The 15,496-nt window shown below is 43.7% G+C and carries 17 protein-coding genes; 4 read left to right on the plus strand and 13 right to left on the minus strand.

Going from position 1 to position 15,496, the window contains the following annotated elements; translation table 11 throughout:
* Nucleotides 1-125: 125 nt before the first annotated feature.
* The 3 genes from QT984_RS04910 to QT984_RS04920 are packed head-to-tail and all read right to left on the minus strand — an operon-like array spanning nt 126 to nt 2,974.
* Nucleotides 126-257: a hypothetical protein gene (locus tag QT984_RS04910; RefSeq protein ID WP_333373387.1), complete on the minus strand. Its 132-nt coding sequence runs from the start codon at nt 255-257 to the stop codon at nt 126-128.
* Nucleotides 258-264: 7 nt separating this feature from the next.
* A complete protein-coding gene (gene dndC / locus QT984_RS04915; protein ID WP_333373390.1) occupies nt 265-1,983 on the minus strand; it encodes a DNA phosphorothioation system sulfurtransferase DndC in 1,719 nt (572 codons plus the stop codon).
* Between the two features lie 22 nt (nt 1,984-2,005).
* Complete coding sequence (locus tag QT984_RS04920; RefSeq protein ID WP_333373393.1) at nt 2,006-2,974, minus strand: HNH endonuclease; 969 nt, start codon at nt 2,972-2,974, stop codon at nt 2,006-2,008.
* A 219-nt stretch (nt 2,975-3,193) separates the two neighbouring features.
* Between QT984_RS04920 and QT984_RS04925 the strand changes: the two genes are divergently transcribed.
* Complete coding sequence (locus QT984_RS04925) at nt 3,194-3,805, plus strand: hypothetical protein (protein WP_333373396.1); 612 nt, start codon at nt 3,194-3,196, stop codon at nt 3,803-3,805.
* Nucleotide 3,806: 1 nt separating this feature from the next.
* Here the strand turns inward: QT984_RS04925 and dndB are convergent, their stop codons facing one another.
* The gene (dndB, locus tag QT984_RS04930; RefSeq protein WP_333373399.1) at nt 3,807-4,940 is read right to left on the minus strand and encodes a DNA sulfur modification protein DndB; all 1,134 of its coding nucleotides are present in this window, start codon (nt 4,938-4,940) and stop codon (nt 3,807-3,809) included.
* A gap of 557 nt (nt 4,941-5,497) precedes the next feature.
* Here dndB and QT984_RS04935 point away from each other — a divergent pair.
* From QT984_RS04935 to QT984_RS04945, 3 genes are all read left to right on the plus strand, one after another.
* Nucleotides 5,498-7,090, plus strand: coding sequence for a DGQHR domain-containing protein (locus tag QT984_RS04935; RefSeq protein WP_333232622.1), 1,593 nt, complete (start codon nt 5,498-5,500; stop codon nt 7,088-7,090).
* Between the two features lie 97 nt (nt 7,091-7,187).
* On the plus strand, nt 7,188-7,439 hold the full coding sequence (locus tag QT984_RS04940; protein WP_333056133.1) for a DUF2281 domain-containing protein: 252 nt from the start codon (nt 7,188-7,190) through the stop codon (nt 7,437-7,439).
* On the plus strand, nt 7,440-7,832 hold the full coding sequence (locus tag QT984_RS04945; protein ID WP_333056134.1) for a type II toxin-antitoxin system VapC family toxin: 393 nt from the start codon (nt 7,440-7,442) through the stop codon (nt 7,830-7,832).
* Between the two features lie 12 nt (nt 7,833-7,844).
* On the opposite strand, the gene QT984_RS04950 is transcribed toward QT984_RS04945, so the two are convergent.
* The 9 genes from QT984_RS04950 to QT984_RS04990 all read right to left on the minus strand — a co-directional run bounded on the left by QT984_RS04950 (nt 7,845) and on the right by QT984_RS04990 (nt 15,466).
* The gene (locus QT984_RS04950) at nt 7,845-8,903 is read right to left on the minus strand and encodes an endonuclease/exonuclease/phosphatase family protein (RefSeq protein ID WP_333232620.1); all 1,059 of its coding nucleotides are present in this window, start codon (nt 8,901-8,903) and stop codon (nt 7,845-7,847) included.
* Nucleotides 8,904-8,913: 10 nt separating this feature from the next.
* Nucleotides 8,914-9,384 carry a DNA phosphorothioation-associated protein 4 gene (locus QT984_RS04955; protein WP_333056136.1) on the minus strand — a complete coding sequence of 157 codons (471 nt, stop codon included), beginning with the start codon at nt 9,382-9,384 and terminating at the stop codon, nt 8,914-8,916.
* A gap of 67 nt (nt 9,385-9,451) precedes the next feature.
* Nucleotides 9,452-9,772 carry a nucleoside triphosphate pyrophosphohydrolase gene (locus QT984_RS04960; protein ID WP_333208461.1) on the minus strand — a complete coding sequence of 107 codons (321 nt, stop codon included), beginning with the start codon at nt 9,770-9,772 and terminating at the stop codon, nt 9,452-9,454.
* Nucleotides 9,773-9,784: 12 nt separating this feature from the next.
* Nucleotides 9,785-10,441 carry a Uma2 family endonuclease gene (locus tag QT984_RS04965; protein WP_333056138.1) on the minus strand — a complete coding sequence of 219 codons (657 nt, stop codon included), beginning with the start codon at nt 10,439-10,441 and terminating at the stop codon, nt 9,785-9,787.
* Nucleotides 10,431-12,497, minus strand: coding sequence for an AAA family ATPase (locus QT984_RS04970; RefSeq protein ID WP_333208462.1), 2,067 nt, complete (start codon nt 12,495-12,497; stop codon nt 10,431-10,433). The genes QT984_RS04965 and QT984_RS04970 overlap by 11 nt, the downstream gene beginning before the upstream one ends.
* Nucleotides 12,494-12,769, minus strand: coding sequence for a hypothetical protein (locus QT984_RS04975; protein ID WP_190660639.1), 276 nt, complete (start codon nt 12,767-12,769; stop codon nt 12,494-12,496). Before QT984_RS04975 ends, QT984_RS04970 begins: the two co-directional genes overlap by 4 nt.
* A 203-nt stretch (nt 12,770-12,972) precedes the next feature.
* Nucleotides 12,973-14,319 (minus strand): DNA phosphorothioation system restriction enzyme, encoded by a 1,347-nt coding sequence (locus QT984_RS04980; RefSeq protein ID WP_333232642.1) that lies wholly within the window; start codon nt 14,317-14,319, stop codon nt 12,973-12,975.
* A gap of 90 nt (nt 14,320-14,409) precedes the next feature.
* Complete coding sequence (locus QT984_RS04985; RefSeq protein WP_333314809.1) at nt 14,410-14,985, minus strand: Uma2 family endonuclease; 576 nt, start codon at nt 14,983-14,985, stop codon at nt 14,410-14,412.
* Nucleotides 14,986-15,019: 34 nt separating this feature from the next.
* The gene (locus QT984_RS04990) at nt 15,020-15,466 is read right to left on the minus strand and encodes a hypothetical protein (protein ID WP_333208463.1); all 447 of its coding nucleotides are present in this window, start codon (nt 15,464-15,466) and stop codon (nt 15,020-15,022) included.
* Nucleotides 15,467-15,496 lie beyond the last annotated feature (30 nt).

Below are 15,496 nucleotides of genomic sequence, written 5' to 3' on the forward strand. Positions count from 1 at the left end.
AGACGGGGATTTCAATCCCCGGCGGGCTTGTGGGTAAGCCCGATCGCCCCAAAGTGCGATCAAAAGGACTGAAATCGGCGATCGTTTGATTTGGTTCTTCAGTCGGTTTTAACCGACTTTCGCTATTAGACGGGGATTTCAATCCCCGGCGGACTTGTGGGTAAGCCCGATCGCCCCAAAGCCCGATCGCCCCAAAGCCCGATCGCCCCAAAGCCCGATCGCCCCAAAGCCCGATCGCCCCAAAGCCTGATCGACATTATTGACCTAATCTTTGCTATTTTCCTCTCCTGAATTTGGCGGTGAAAATTTAATATCAGCCCAAGACAACTGTCTGCTTTGATTGCTGTTGCTTTCGAGTTCTTCTTTAAGTTTGGCAATATCAACCGTCTCGTTTTTGGCGGAACTGTTGGTTTGGGCGATCGCATCTTTGAATTGCTGAATTTTTTCCGTCGGATTTGCTTTAATATCTTCCACCGCTTTTTTTAAATTGCGTTGATAGTGGGCGTTGCCAATCGCTTCTTCCTTCGATCGCGAACTCGTTTCAAAGCATTTGTCCAAATCGGCGTAAATGCCTGTACGGCGGGGCTTGGTGTAGTATTGGCGTTCTGTATCCAGGAGTTTTGCCATCAATTCGAGGTGCATTTTGTCCTCGCTGCAAATCTCCTCGATCGCAGTCCATTCATCGCTACCGAGGAGTTTTCTTTCGGCGGCGGGACGGGAATCTTCAAAAGGTTCGCCGGTGACTTCTTCGTAAATCCGGGGCAAAGAGTCGTCAAATTCATGCTTTTCTTCCAGCCAAATGCGGCGGATTTCGCTAAGTTCTTCTGGGGTAATTAAGGTGATGTCGCGCATTTCTAGGGGTGCGGTTTTGCGGATTTGGGTTTGTGCTTCCAAGACTCGTCTCAGCCAGTGTTCTCGCCAGATTTTGGTGTAGGGCCCTGGGATGGGTTCGACGGAGGTTGTGTCGTCGCCCATGTTGCGTTCAAACAGTTCTACTCTACCGTAGATGCGGCGGAAGTCTCTTTTATCGCGATCGTTTTTAATGTCTAATTCGTTGCGAATATCGAGGAGAGGTTGCATCCATTCTTTTTCTTCATCGTTTTGAATCATTGCCTCCATAGATTTATCTTGGCTTACCATTGTGCAAACCCAGCAGCCAAAGCGAGAACTGCCGCAGCTAGGGGTAGAAGTATCGACCACTAAAGGACATTCATTGTCGGCTGTTGCACCTCGATACATGGTAAATAAATCTTTGTTGCTATTTTCCCAAGGATTAGCCCACTGATTCAGATAAATCCAGACTTCATCAGTTCGCCAATCTTCAATCGGACTATAAATTAGGGAATTAGGCAGACTAGGACTCTGATAAAGCAAAGACTTAATGGAACTAGAATTATTATTTAGACGGTCGCTCATGCGACCTATTTCATGTTTCTCCATTGAAACAGCGCGTTTAATACTTTCAGCTTTGCGAGTACCCAATATAAGAATTACTTCTCCATTGATTCTCACCATATCACGAACAAACCGATTAGAAGGAAGGATTTTCAGGCGTTCAGTACACCAGCGAAATCCATGTCTCGGTGCTGGGTAGCCTTTTCCCATCAAGTTTACCCAGAAAGTATCTTTGACATCTGGATAAAGCATATAAGGTTCTATTGGTAGCTGTTGCTCTATAGCAGCAGACTTCATCTGTTTTAATGACTGACGTACCCAAGTAGAAACTATCGGGTTTTCTACAAGTGTATCTGTTGTGATTACATAGATTTTTTTTGTTCTTTTTTCAGGTGGCAATTCTGCTATCGCATACCAGATAAGCTGCACTACGCTAGTGCTGTCTTTTCCGCCGGAATATCCTAAAACCCAAGGTATATCATCTAAGCAATATAACTCTTTAATTTCTTTACTTATTTTTTCGATTTCTTCCACTAACTCACTAACACTACGGGGTGGAAAAAGCGGTATTTGCATTGTTTCTGTCATGTCTTCAACCTCAGTTACTTAATTAAGCTCTAAATACATTCAGCCGATGCCATTCTAGCGATTCAAGTCTTGGTAAATCTTGGTCGGAAGCCGGCAGGAGAATAGTTTCACTATGAAAATCTTTCATACATCTGGCATTGGGGGATTCCTCTTCTAAGTCATCAGCGACGATAATTCTGTAATTATCATCTATAGCAAACCAACCCTGGTCAAAAGCCCAATGATGATTTTTACACAATGATATCCCATTATTAATTTGATTATCATAAAACTTTGAAAACGGCTTAATATGTGAACCATCTACAATAGTTTGAGTGAGATTCCTGATGACTTTTAATCGACAAAATGCACACTTGTAATCATATGTATGTACTACTGCTTTCCTGAAAAAAGCATTTCTAACAGCAGATTTTGTTAAATAAAATTTTGGTTCTCCGTCAGCAATTCCTGCTGAGTCTGATAGTTCTCTTTCTGTCTGAGTAACTTTCTCAAAGTCTTGATTAACTTGCAAAATCTCTCCAATATCGTCCCTATTTAATGAAAACCATGTCGCAATCAGTGTATCTATTAATTCCGATCTCGAATTTTGGTCTTGAAGTAAATTGAATAATTCATTATCCCAACTACCGTATTCTACAGCTTCTCTTAGCTTGTTAGTGGTCTTAGGCTTTGAACCATTAAATCCAGACTTTAATGTTTTATGCCAGAAACCATCGCCTTCCAAATGCCAAAATGGATAGTGCAAACCACGATTGTGAGATTCAGAACCTAAGATATCCCAATATTTATTAAAGGTTTTAATTAAGTCGTCTGAAACATAAATTCGATTCTCCCCAATTATTCCTTGAGCAATTAGATCGATGATTGATAATAGTAATATTGGCTTATGATTAGCTTGACCACGTTGGCGTGTATTACTGACATTAAGATCGGCAAAACGTTGTCGATAATACGCTAGATTTTTATTTTCGGACTTTTCTCCTGTAGTCATTTTGTCCTCCCGCTAGGATTAAATAAAATCCGACCTAAAATTTTACACTATTGTCAACAGAGGGTTAAGCGCCCCAAAGCAAAACCATAATGCAGAAACTAGACAATTTAAGCAGTGTCAGCAGACTAAAAAGTAATTTTATAGCCTAGACAGGAGATAATTATATCACTGTCCGCGTGCATCTGCGGTTCTCAAATCCATCCCATCCGCAAACTAAATATGTCCTACAGCGACTTCAAAACCATCGACCAAGCCGTCTCAACCCTGGATCTAACCGTTGAAGACATTCCCCACTTATTCAGCCAAATTCCCCCCCTCGCACCTTCAGAACGCCTCACACAAACCCTAGACGAAGCTTTAGACTTAGCCTCAAGTATCAGCACCGAAAAAGCTCGATCGGAATTAATCATCACTCCCATTCTACTCGAAATCCGGCGCACTTTTAACAACAAAATTGGCTACTTTTCTGGCAACACATTTAACGTAGAAGAGAGCAAAGGATTAACCGGGGCTTGTGACTTTCTCCTCAGCGCATCGAGCAATCAATCATTGGTGACTGCCCCAGTCTTGACATTGGTGGAAGCCAAAGACAACGATATTAGAATAGGATTGGGACAGTGTGCGGCTCAGATGGCAGCAGCTCAAATATTTAATGCGCGCAAAGGGCAAGAACAATCCGCAATTTATGGAGCAGTTTCAACGGGTACAAACTGGAAATTCCTAATTTTAGAAAATCAGTTGTTAAAAATTGATTTGACTGAATATTTTATTACTCAGCTAGACCAAATATTGGGCATTCTTGCAGAACCATTCAGACGCTATTTTAAGTAGCCTAGTTTTTGGCGGCATTTGGGCGCTGCTGTGCTGTATCTGCGGTTTCCAAACCCAACCTCACCTTCAAATAATCCGTCATCCAACTAACACTCGCCCTCGACTTAGAAATCCCCCCTTTAAACAAAATCCCATTCTCCCAATCAGGATTATAAATCGACCAATCAACCTGCTGCAAAAGGCTCAAACGTTCCTCCCAACTCTCAGGAAAAACCGACATCAAAGCCGCCCCAACTTCCCCCAAACTCTCAAGCACAACACTGTGACAGTGCACGCAATCCCGGCGCATTTCCCCCGCCGCAACTTGCTTGTGCAGAACTAATTGCCAATCTGGAATAAAACTGCAAACCGCATTCCAATAACTAACCGCCAGTTGTATTTTTTGAGCAAGTTCTTCCTCTTTCTGTTCTTTTTTGGTGCGAGAACCAGAGAGTTTTGCCTGTTCGCTGCCGTGAATATTAGACAGCAAAGCCATGATAGCACGATCGATCGCACTCAGCGTAAACAATTTGTGCGATCGCCCGTTCAAACTCCCCCTCTCCATCTCAGTCAAACACCGGAAAACCTCAACCTGCTTAACAACCGCCTTCACCACAAAAGCGCGATCGTCCCGGTGGTTGTAAAGTAGACTGAGTGACGCCTCCAAAGGAACTTGAAAACCGTTCAAATCAGCAAACATCTGCTGCGATTTTTCCAACCCAATATCGAGAAACAAAATCAGCGCCACCGTCTCATATCCCAACTGCGGATTTTCCCTCAAAGCCATCTCAAAAGCCGCGCGGCGATGCTGTCCGTCATTAATAGTAAACTTAGCATCCATCGGCACTCGCAAGCGACCGATTTTCCGTTCTTCGGCCTCATTTCCCACTGCTTCAAAAGTAATATCCGCATCAATCGAAGCAGCAATTGCCCCACAAGTATAATTTGTAGGATTCTTGACAAAATACTCAGCAATTTCGGGAATCCTAGCTTTGTTAAGCGCGCGTTTCGCCCGCATAGACGGCGGCAATTCTTCAGATTCAAAGGGAAACAATTTAGGCAAAAAACGCACCGGACACATCGACACGTAATATTCGCGGCCCGCTTGAATGCCCCGAATTACCGGCAAAATGTATTCAAAGGAAGGAGTAGACATATGTTTTTGTTGTTGCAGGTGCGAAGTATGAAGAAATCAGGGGCAAGTGCCATCGTCAATTCACTCGCTTCCCCGATATTCCGCCGGGGGTTGAAACCCCCGTCTCATAGCGAAAGTCGGTTAAAACCGACTAAACATAAACCTCGAAATTGATCCATATTCAGTCCTCTTCAGAGGACTTTCGCTATGAGACAGGGGTTTCAACCCCTGGCGGGCCCCGATGGTGGCGGGGTTTCAACCCCTGGCGGGCCCCGATGGTGGCGGGTTTTCAATCCCTGGCGGGCCCCGATGGTGGCGCGTGAGACCCCTGTCGGGCCCCGATGGTGGCGGGTTTTCAACCCCTGGCGGACTCAGACGGTGGCGCGTGAGACCCAGACGCATCTGCATCAAGCCCGATCGCCCCTAAGCTATTGACAAATAAAACATTAAATGATATATAAGGTTGAATTTACTTAGTGTTTTAAGTATTTCACAAAAATTTTTAAAAAACAAGAGTTGACATACAATTTAACCCATGATATTTTTGAAAAAATAACCTAATTATATAAAAACCGCCCATGACAACCAACCCAGCGGATGACCTCGCTATAAAGATTTTAGAAAAAGAAAATAGCGACAGACAGGAAATCGCACTTTTATTAGATAATTATTTAGGAAAGGACGATCGCATTTTCGTCCAAAAAACCCAGATGGGAAACAGCGAAGCATACATCGGTTCAGTCACCCTAGAATGGTTAGACTCTCGCGTCCGTTTCGCCTCGCAAATGCCGCTTTTCCGCCAAAAATTCGACCTCCAAACGAACAACATCGTCCGCGACGACGAAACCATTGACGAAATTATCCAGCGTCCCTTAGATTGGTCGCGGCAAGCCACCCTAACTCAATATTTAGCAGCCCGAAAATCGCACAAATTCCCCGCAGTTTTAGTAGTCGTCAGTCCCCCGTGGGTAGATAATCCTTTAGCCGAGGAATGGGATAAAAATGGCGTAGCAACCAAATCCGCGACTGAATTTACATCCTTTGATAAAAACGAGAACTTAGGGCTTTTGAATGTCTCTCAAAAAGTCTCTATTTTTGCCTTAGACGGCCAGCATCGGCTGATGGGAGTTCAAGGTTTAATGAGTTTAATTAAAACCGGAATCCTGCAAAGATACAACAAAAATAAAAAACCTGTCGGCGCTGCAATTACTCTGGAAGATTTAGCAGAAGAGTATCAAATCGACCCCGAAACAGTGTATAAATTAGCTCACGAAAAAATCGGAATTGAGTTTATCCCGGCGGCGGTAGCGGGGGAAACGCGACAGCAAGCACAACGGCGCGTGCGATCGATCTTTGTGCACGTTAACCTAATGGCCGTAACGCTGAGTCAGGGCCAGCTAGCATTATTAAACGAGGACAACGGATTTGCGATTTGCGCCCGCAAAATTGCCGTCACCCATCCCTTATTAAAAGAACAAGATGACAGAAACCCCCGCGTCAATTGGGACAGCGCCACAGTCGCAGCAAAATCAACTGTGTTAACCACATTGCAAGCGCTGCAAGATATGTCCGAACGGTATTTAGAATACAAATTCCCCCATTGGAAGCCGGAACGAAAAGGTTTAATTCCCATGCGTCCCGAAGATGAAGAACTAAAAGAGGGAATTGAAGAGTTTAAAAAATTGTTCGATCATTTAGCAACTTTACCCAGCTATCAAAGAATTGAAAGCGGCGAAGAAACGACAGAATTGCGCCGATTTAGTTTTGAAAAGCCAGGGGGCGAGGGAAATATTTTGTTCCGTCCCGTCGGTCAAGTTGCTTTAGCTAATGCTTTGGGAATTCTAGTATTTAGAAAGAAACTTTCCCTGAAATCTATTTTCGACAAACTCCGCAGGTACGATGTCGATGAAGGATTTAGCCACATGGACAATCCAGAGTCTGCGTGGTACGGGATTTTGTACGATCCGAACAAAAAGCGAATGCTAGTTTCTGGAAAGGATTTAGCGACGAAGTTAATTGTATATTTGGTGGGGGGAATTCAGGACGATATGGAGCGAGCTCATTTGCGGCAAGCGGTAGCGGAAGCGAGGACTTTTGAGGATAAAGCTGTTAGTTTTAACGGCCGATTTGTGCAGCCGCAAGAGGTAGGATTGCCACCAGTGCTTAGCTAAGTTTTTATTGGGCAAAGCCCACAGCGACGAAGACTGATAAAGTAGGAAACAAATTGGTTTTGTATAATTGAATCTGCACGTTACCTAGAACCACATTATGACCATCGCTGAACAGATTTACGCAATCGTCAAAACCCTTCCCAAAGACCAAGCCAGCGAAATTCTCACTTTCGCTGAATTCGTTTGTGCCAAGCACCTGAGCGCAAACCAACCAACAGACACCGTAGACTCTCTGATTCCTTGGAATGAACTTGTTTTTTCCCTTGCTGGAACTTGGGCAAAAGATTTTCCATCCCTAGAAGATATTCGTGCTGAATCCGGACAAGACATCCTGCGGGAGAGTCTGTAAATGTACGTTTTGGATACCAATACCTTGATCTACTATTTCAAAGGTCAAGGACAAGTTGCTCAAAATCTTGCGAATGTTTCTCCCCTGGAAATAGTCGTTTCTACGATCGTCCTTTTTGAGTTGCAAGTCGGCATTGCTAAATCCAATTCGCCCGCAAAACGCACCCAACAACTTCAGCAATTTTTGAGCAGAGTTAACGTTATTCCTTTCGATCGCGATGCAGCTCTTGCGGCTGCTACAATTCGCGCCCAGTTGGAGCAACAAGGTACTCCCATCGGCCCGATCGATGTTTTGATTGCAGGGACAGCCGTAGCCCTGCAAGCGACTCTCGTAACCCACAATGTCAAGGAATTTTCTAGAGTTTCGGAACTCGCAATCGCAGACTGGTATTGACTAAAAAACTTCTCACAATCTGGCTTCATTTAACAAAATAAGTTCGGCTCCTACAGGCAAATGATCTGACTCCGTTGCCTCCAAAACCGAACTAGATTTAGCGCCCCAATGCTTTGAATACCAAATATAATCAATCCGGCAAACGGGATAATTCAATCTCCAATTTAACCTTTTTACCAATAAGTTAAGTTCCCAACCGTGAGGCCAGGTAAAACCAAACCCAAATCCAGATTTTCGGAAAGAATCTTGCAAGACTTTCTTTACCCTGTAATAGTCTTGAGTTTCGTCTGTCATATTAAAATCGCCCGCGACGATGACTGGCAGAGTTTCTCGCTCAACTCGCTGCACTAATTCTTGAATTTCAGGCGATCGTTTGCCATATATGTAAACAGGAAGTTTGAAAAAACGCAATTTTCTAGCTCTGGTCAACCACGGCCCGGTAGCTTGCATATTATAAATCACTACTTCTTGTTCGTTAAATTTAATAATTGCCCGCTGCTGCGTTTCTGGATGGCCGGCTAAGTGCAGTATTTCGCTGGAGACAATCGGATATTTACTGAGAATTCCTACAGGGGGATTGCCAATTTGATAGGGGTAGTCTGCTTTTAACCAGGTGAAAGCTCTTTCGGTATGTTTACTAACGATTTCTTGTAAAAATATAATATCGGGTTTTTGATTCTGAATCAGTTTAGCTAAACTTGGCGACTGAGTTTTATACCAATGGACGTTATGGGATAAAATTTTGATGCTGGGGTGCGAATCTGTGATGTTTATTGGTGTGGGAGAAAAGTATTTAATGTGCAGCCAACTTATTAGGATAATGCAGGCGATCGCCGAAATAATAGTGAACCATCTTTTTTTGATGATTGACAATCCGATGATGGGAAGCAGGAAAGTTGGGAATAAAATTAAGGGAATAAAAGTGGTAATTAAGGCAATAACTCCTATTCTATCCCAAAGGATTAGTTTGAGAATGAAATAGCAGATCATGAATACTGAGTAGCCGTAAGCGAAAAATTTGGCAGATTCCTTAAGCCCTTTCTTTACGATCTCTGCTAGTACATACTTCATTGGGCACCTATTAAAATAAGAACTTGCTTAAATCGAATTCTTCATTTGACCGATGTTGGTTGTCTCTTTCAGAAATCAAAACCAACAACAGGCGATCGGTATAATCCGCCGCACCCCGCAACTCTTCTCGCAATATTTCCAGTCCACCATTAGCATATTCTTCAAAAATTTGCAAGCGTTCTGCTTCCAATTTTTCGTCGAGATGGGAGAGAATTTGAGGATTTTTGGTTTCGGCGATCGCAATTAACTTAATCGCCATATCGTAACCCCTGGATACAAAAATATCAACATCTATCGCCCCTGGTTCTCGTTTAGAAATTTCCCCCAAAGGCGATCGTTTTTTCCGCTGCTTTCCCAAGGATGCGGCGAAAGCGATGACATCGGCGTAAGTCTGGAAAGGGCCAGTGTGGTTATCCAATAAAGTTAATGATTTGACTAACTCCGCTTTATCTTTAGCAATTCTAATTTTGTTAGCAGCCATTGCCATAATATCTAGTTTCTAACTATTATAAATCTCGCCAATATCCAACACTGGGCGCAGGGCCACTTCACAATGTCCGCAACAACATAATTTTTTGTGCAAAACCTCCTCTTGCTTCCCGCCGCTTCATTTGTTCCGCCAAAAGTCGATCGCCCGAAATGCCAAAACTCGCCATCACCGCATCTATCACCTCATACAAATCCGCCAATTCCGCCACCAAATCTTCCTCCTGGGCTTCTGCGGCTTCCCCCGCTTCTTCAATCAATTTCTGCAGCAAAGCTTGACGGTATTCTGCCTCCGACAAAATTACAACCTCGCATTCATTCCCGCTTTGGCGAATAATTTCAGGAATGCGATCGCGCACCAACTTATGATACTGCTTTTTCACGTCAAACTCCCTTCAACCTTGACTAAAAGTTTGAATCAACCAGCGATTAATTTCCCCATCATCTTGCGTTTGACTGCGATTCAAAGCTTCCTCAACTAACCGGATTTCCAGCCCCGGTAAAACCCGCGACTCTTGAATTCTCCCGCTACCTCCGCCATTAATCGCAAACGCAAAAACCTCCCGCGTGTTTGCACGTTCAACCCAATATTCACTAATTCCTGCATTTTCGTAAAGCAACCGCTTACTGCCTAAATCATCGTTAAAAGAAGATGCACCAATTTCTATTATCAAATTAGGCGGATCGTATAGATTTAAATCAACAGCAGAATTGCTATCATCAGGAGGCACTCTTAAATCTGAACCAATGTAGTAAGCTAAATCAGGTTGAAACTCGCCGATACCTGCTTTGCGAAAACTGGTGTTAGTAAACTGAACTACTCGGATATTTCTCAATGTTGCAAACAGAATAACTACACAGGCCATAATTGAATTTTGACGCCCGTGCAATGGCCCTACTGGTGACATTTCTACCCTCATGTGTTCTTGATAGTAATAAAACTTGCCCTTTTCCCATGCTGAATCCTCAGCAAAATTTAGAAACTCTTCCCACGTCGCCTTCACCCAAATATCCGTTTCCAAAACCTGCGTAATTGCCGAATTAGAAGCCATAATCCACCTCTACAATTTCCGTATATTCAAATTCATTCGGACTGCGCCTAACTAAAGGATAGCGCGTCCCGCCAAGTTCGATCGCATCTTCTTCACAATCAGCTTTCGGAGAATTGTACACCAGCACGTATTCCCTGCCGGTGCAACTTTCCATTTCTTGAGCAACTTCTCCGCGCCACTGAGTTTTTGTTACCAAAACTACCAATTGATTCGCCAACTTCGGCAGCTTATTCGCGATTTGCTTGCGATAAATCTCGTCCAAACTGCCAAAGGGAGAATCCATCACAATTGGAAACGTACTGCTATCCGGGCCCATCAAAGTATTCTTTTGACTCCACTCCCGCACGCCCTCAATAATCCCGCCGATAAACGATAAACTGAGAATTTGATTTTCTCCTGTAGAAGCGGCAACCAAAGATTCTTTTCCCGACGTATTTTCTACTAGCGTCAGTTCGTATTTATCGCTCAACTTGGGGATATAAGGAGTAAAAGAAATTTGACTGAAAATATCTTGCACTCGCTTTTCTAACTGAGAACAAAACTGTTTTTCTAAGCGATCTCGCACTTCAGTTAGGCGATCGATCGCATCCTGAGTCGCAGCAATCCGGCGCTGGGCTAATACTTGCCTTTGCTCATTCAGTTGCTGCTTGTCGATTTGCTTGTCCAAAGCCGACACCTGCACATTCAAACTCTCAATCTGCTGCTGATTAGAGCCTGTTTCCCGGTGCAAATCGCCAATTTTTGCCTCAATTTCATCCAAGCGCTTTTGCAAGCGGCTGACATCCTCGTCAGGAAAATTTCGCAGCTTGTTGTGAATATCGTCTAACTGATTTTCCACCCGAGAAAGTTCGGTTCTGTCGCGGCTGATATTGCCTTGGTGTCGGTCAATTTCCTCCCAAAAATCAGCCACTTGTTTATCAATTTCATTTACCCGATCGCTAATCCGAATAGTTGTTTCTTCCACATCGCCCACACCCGCCTTATCCATCCAACCGCTAACCTGTTGGCGAGACTCAGAACCCTCCACTAATTCCGCACCGCAGATACACCGCTGCTGCGCTAATAACTCTTCCAAAAACGGCCGCTGAATCCCCGAAAGCAACGAGCCGCCTTCCCGCAAACCTTCAACAATTACTTTAAATTCAGCCGCAGCCTCTGACAGAAATACCCCATAACCCCGCATAGAGATTGAGCGTTTGAGAGCATCTGTAGCCTGTACAATTTGTTGCTTCAATAAACTTTTCTGCATTTCCAATTCGTCTCGCAACTTTTGTAAATCCGCAGCACCGCTAAGTTCCAATAAGTTACCATTAACTGCTTTTTTTAACTCCCCTTGGTTGACCAATTCCTGCTCGATTTCTACTTGTCTGCTCGAAAGTTGCTCAGCTTCTTGCTCAATTTTTTGCTTGTCTTTTAAAAGTTTCTTCGTTTCAGCATTCCCAATTATATTTAAATCTGTCTCTAGAGATTTTTTTGCTTCTAGTAAATGCCGGAGCGATCTATTCAACACTTCAACTCCCAGCAACTCCTTAGTAGCTTCCGCAATTTCTGCCTTCTTGTCATAGCGGACAATTTGCTCGATTCGCTCCCCATCAAAAAAGAAATATTTATGTAAACTTTCCGGCAAAATCCGCCCGATAATATCATCGGGATGCTGATCCGGCTTCAGCCACAGACCGTTATCTTTTGCTACATTCAGAAACAATTCAGCCTTACCATGTTCTACAGTATTTTCACTTTTATAAGCACGACAAATGCGTCTTGCTTGGTAGCGCGTGCTGTCATGTTCAAACACAATTTCCGCCCAACAACCTACGGCTTTTCCCATTTCCGCCTCAGCCAAAGCGCGCTTGTTTACTAATTGTTCTTCTGCCGCAAAAGCCGCGCTAAATCTTCCGTAAAGTACCCACGTAAAGGCATTCATTAAGGCAGTTTTTCCCGCGCCATTATTCCCGTGAATTACTGTAATATTTTGCCCGCCCCAAGCTAGTTTAATTTCGGGAGTTTTGCCGTAAAATTGACGAAAGTTGCATAGAGTAATTGAGATTAACTTCATACAATTGCTTCCTTAATGATTTTTAAAATGTCATCGTTAATGTGGCGAGGAGCTCTCATGTACAGTTTATCTTTTTCAATTTCCAATACCCGCTCAATAATTTGTCTAACTTCCGGTGGCGCGCTAGTAATTGGTTGCTGTACGTCGCTGAATTCCTGATGAGTTTGATAAGAAGAACGCTTTTCTGCTAAAATGCTTGTCGGTACGGCTGCGATCGCACTATCTTCATATCTAAATGCCATAATCAGATTTTCATTCAGATTTTCCGTCATATTTTTTTTGCAAATATTAAAATATACAGGGCCTAGGCTCATGGGCGAGAAACCCGGTTTCTACGAGTTTTGCGAACACTCACGAGAAATCTACAAAGAAACCGGGTTTCTGAACTATGCGTGCGATCGCGAACTAAACTAGCAACTCAAACTACGATCGAATAATTCTCTATTCTAAAACATAAACCGAACCTTAATAAATGTCAAATGTCTAATAGCCCGTAACGCCTCTGAATTTGAAGCAATTTCACTCTAGCTTCCCCAGCATTGTCAGCTAAATCGGCAAATTCCAAGAACCGTTTCAACTCTTTTCGTAGCAAATTGCGCTCGACTTCTAAGGTTTCCCGACCCAAATCGGGAGGCAAAACTATCATGTCAAATAAAGTTGCCCTTTCCTTCCCCGGATGCGGCCGCAAAATGCGTCCCCGGCGCTGAATAAACTGGCGCGGATTGCTACTGCTTGCTAAAATTACAGCATTGCGAATTGCTGGAATATCAACGCCTTCATCCAAACAGCGAATCGCTACCAAACCTTGCAATTCTCCACTCTCAAATTGTCGGCGCAATCGTTCTCTTTCTGCTAAAGGAGTTGCCGCAGTATAAGTGTTAACTCGGTAGCCTAATTCTGAACCCAATAACTTCGCGGTTTCTGTTAGTTGGCGGTTGTTATTTCGGCGCGCCCCTCCTTCGATCGCACCGTCGCCACAGTAAAATAAAGTGTGGGCGGTGTCGAGACGGTGAATCATTAATTCTCGCAACGCTACTAATTTATTAGCCGCAGCCCCAATTAACCGAGCTCGCTGCATTAATAAAGTTGTTAAAGCATCGTTTTCTTCTACTTTTTCATCGCCCCAAAGCGCCCAGCCAATCTTTTGAGTTAAGCGGGAATATTTGCGGGTTTCGGCTTCGGTCAATTCTACTAAAATTGGATAGTATAAATAATGTACTAAGGCTTTTTGGCGGATGGCGTCGGCTAAGGTAAGTTCCGGCTGCAAAACCGGGCCGAAATAATCTAAAATAGCTTCAGTTCCTTGTTCGTCGAAATGCCTTTCTGGGGTAGCGGAAAGGGCGAGTCGCAGTCCAATATTGCGCGGCAAACTTTCTCCTAAACGGGGCGCGCCTAAGTTGTGAACTTCGTCTCCAATAATCAGGGTTTTTTCTGGGAAATAGCGCAGTTGCGATCGCAAACTATCTCCCATTAAGGTAGCATTAGTAGTGATGATTGTGAGAAATAGCCGATCGCCAGATCGCACTTCATACAAACCCGCAGCCAGCTTATTCTGCCAACTACGGGCGCTATCAAAAGCCAAAATAGGTTTTAAACCAAATTTCTCCGATTCGCGCGCCCACTGATTCACCAGGTGACAGTAAGGGCAAATTACGAGCAGGACTTGCAGGTTAATTTTATTGTATAATTCAGTGGCGATCGCCAGCGCAGTAATCGTCTTGCCACTACCCGTCGCCATCTTCAGCGTACCGCGTCCCTGATTCGCAAACCAATTAGCCACCGCCACTCGCTGATACTGTCGCAATTGCAGCGATGGCGGCATCTTCGGAAATCCAAATTGCGAATTATTAGCCGTTGAGCGATTCACCTTTAAATGCCGTTAGATGCAAAATTACCCTGACTCAACTGTAACTCACGGGCGATCGAAACTTAACAGCGCAAACAAATCATCGGCCGACAGTTGCAAATCCGACAGCACATCGAGCACAGGTAAAATATCCTGATTCTCTTTCGCCTCTGGTTGCTGCTGCGGTTTAAAAACAAGAACTAATTTTTCTGCCGGGTCAATCAACCAACCCAGTTTAGCATTGTGATTTAAGCAAAACAAAATATTATTAATGACCCGAGTTGGATTTTGATCCGGCGATAAAATCTCAATTGTCCAATCCGGCACAATTTCAAACCTGTTTTCTACTTCTCCCTTAGTATTGAGAAGAATGCGCGACCACTCAAACACTGCTATATCTGGAACAATAGAACGTCCCCCAAAAGTGCAACGCAATTCTGAAAAAGCAAAAGCTAACTTTTGCGGTTCTCCCACCTGATTAATTCTATTTCCAAAACGAGTTTGTAACGTGCTGTGTTTTCCTTGGGGCATATCTTTTGGATAAATTTGACCGTCAACATACTCGCTAGCCGGCTTAGTTTCTGGAAGCAGCAGAAACTCTTCGAGAGAAATCTTGGACGGAGACTGAATTGACGTTACCATAAACAATTAACCCCTCAACAACTCAACTGCCGTCTTAAAAAGGATTCATATCGCTGTCAGTTTCCCAATCAGCACAACTCTCCGATTCCACACCAGTAGGGTGCATCGCACAAACCAACAAATTGCCACCGTAAACTTGACCGTGATAGTTGCGACAACCGCGACAAGCCGGCTGCTGCGTCGGTGAAGGGTCTACATAAGTCACCATCGACAAATCTATCTCATCAAACTCCGGGTCGAAGTCGCGGCAAATTTCAATTATCGGTTCGATAAATTCATTAAATAAACCGTCAAATTCATTGAAATAACCGTCAATGTCGTTAATCAGATTATTTTGTACTTGTTCTGTAAAGTCTTCCGACATTTTTGCCAAAACGTCCAGCATTTCGACAAACTCTTCGCCCATTTCGCTGAAAAAATGCTCTACTTCAGAAACAGCATTTTCCATTACTCCAAAAAAATCTTTAGACCAATCTTCCATGAATTTGACAGTTGGCTATTACAAAATATT

The organism is Microcoleus sp. Z1_B2 (assembly GCF_036700325.1).
Lineage (GTDB): Bacteria > Cyanobacteriota > Cyanobacteriia > Cyanobacteriales > Microcoleaceae > Microcoleus.

Excerpts from the sequence above, each read along its gene's own strand:
- QT984_RS04910 (WP_333373387.1), bottom strand. The coding sequence starts at position 257 with ATGTCGATCAGGCTTTGGGGCGATCGGGCTTTGGGGCGATCGGGCTTT.
- dndC (WP_333373390.1), bottom strand. The coding sequence starts at position 1,983 with ATGACAGAAACAATGCAAATACCGCTTTTTCCACCCCGTAGTGTTAGT.
- QT984_RS04920 (WP_333373393.1), bottom strand. The coding sequence starts at position 2,974 with ATGACTACAGGAGAAAAGTCCGAAAATAAAAATCTAGCGTATTATCGA.
- QT984_RS04925 (WP_333373396.1), top strand. The coding sequence starts at position 3,194 with ATGTCCTACAGCGACTTCAAAACCATCGACCAAGCCGTCTCAACCCTG.
- dndB (WP_333373399.1), bottom strand. The coding sequence starts at position 4,940 with ATGTCTACTCCTTCCTTTGAATACATTTTGCCGGTAATTCGGGGCATT.
- QT984_RS04935 (WP_333232622.1), top strand. The coding sequence starts at position 5,498 with ATGACAACCAACCCAGCGGATGACCTCGCTATAAAGATTTTAGAAAAA.
- QT984_RS04940 (WP_333056133.1), top strand. The coding sequence starts at position 7,188 with ATGACCATCGCTGAACAGATTTACGCAATCGTCAAAACCCTTCCCAAA.
- QT984_RS04945 (WP_333056134.1), top strand. The coding sequence starts at position 7,440 with ATGTACGTTTTGGATACCAATACCTTGATCTACTATTTCAAAGGTCAA.
- QT984_RS04950 (WP_333232620.1), bottom strand. The coding sequence starts at position 8,903 with ATGAAGTATGTACTAGCAGAGATCGTAAAGAAAGGGCTTAAGGAATCT.
- QT984_RS04955 (WP_333056136.1), bottom strand. The coding sequence starts at position 9,384 with ATGGCTGCTAACAAAATTAGAATTGCTAAAGATAAAGCGGAGTTAGTC.
- QT984_RS04965 (WP_333056138.1), bottom strand. The coding sequence starts at position 10,441 with ATGGCTTCTAATTCGGCAATTACGCAGGTTTTGGAAACGGATATTTGG.
- QT984_RS04970 (WP_333208462.1), bottom strand. The coding sequence starts at position 12,497 with ATGAAGTTAATCTCAATTACTCTATGCAACTTTCGTCAATTTTACGGC.
- QT984_RS04975 (WP_190660639.1), bottom strand. The coding sequence starts at position 12,769 with ATGACGGAAAATCTGAATGAAAATCTGATTATGGCATTTAGATATGAA.
- QT984_RS04980 (WP_333232642.1), bottom strand. The coding sequence starts at position 14,319 with ATGCCGCCATCGCTGCAATTGCGACAGTATCAGCGAGTGGCGGTGGCT.
- QT984_RS04985 (WP_333314809.1), bottom strand. The coding sequence starts at position 14,985 with ATGGTAACGTCAATTCAGTCTCCGTCCAAGATTTCTCTCGAAGAGTTT.
- QT984_RS04990 (WP_333208463.1), bottom strand. The coding sequence starts at position 15,466 with ATGGAAGATTGGTCTAAAGATTTTTTTGGAGTAATGGAAAATGCTGTT.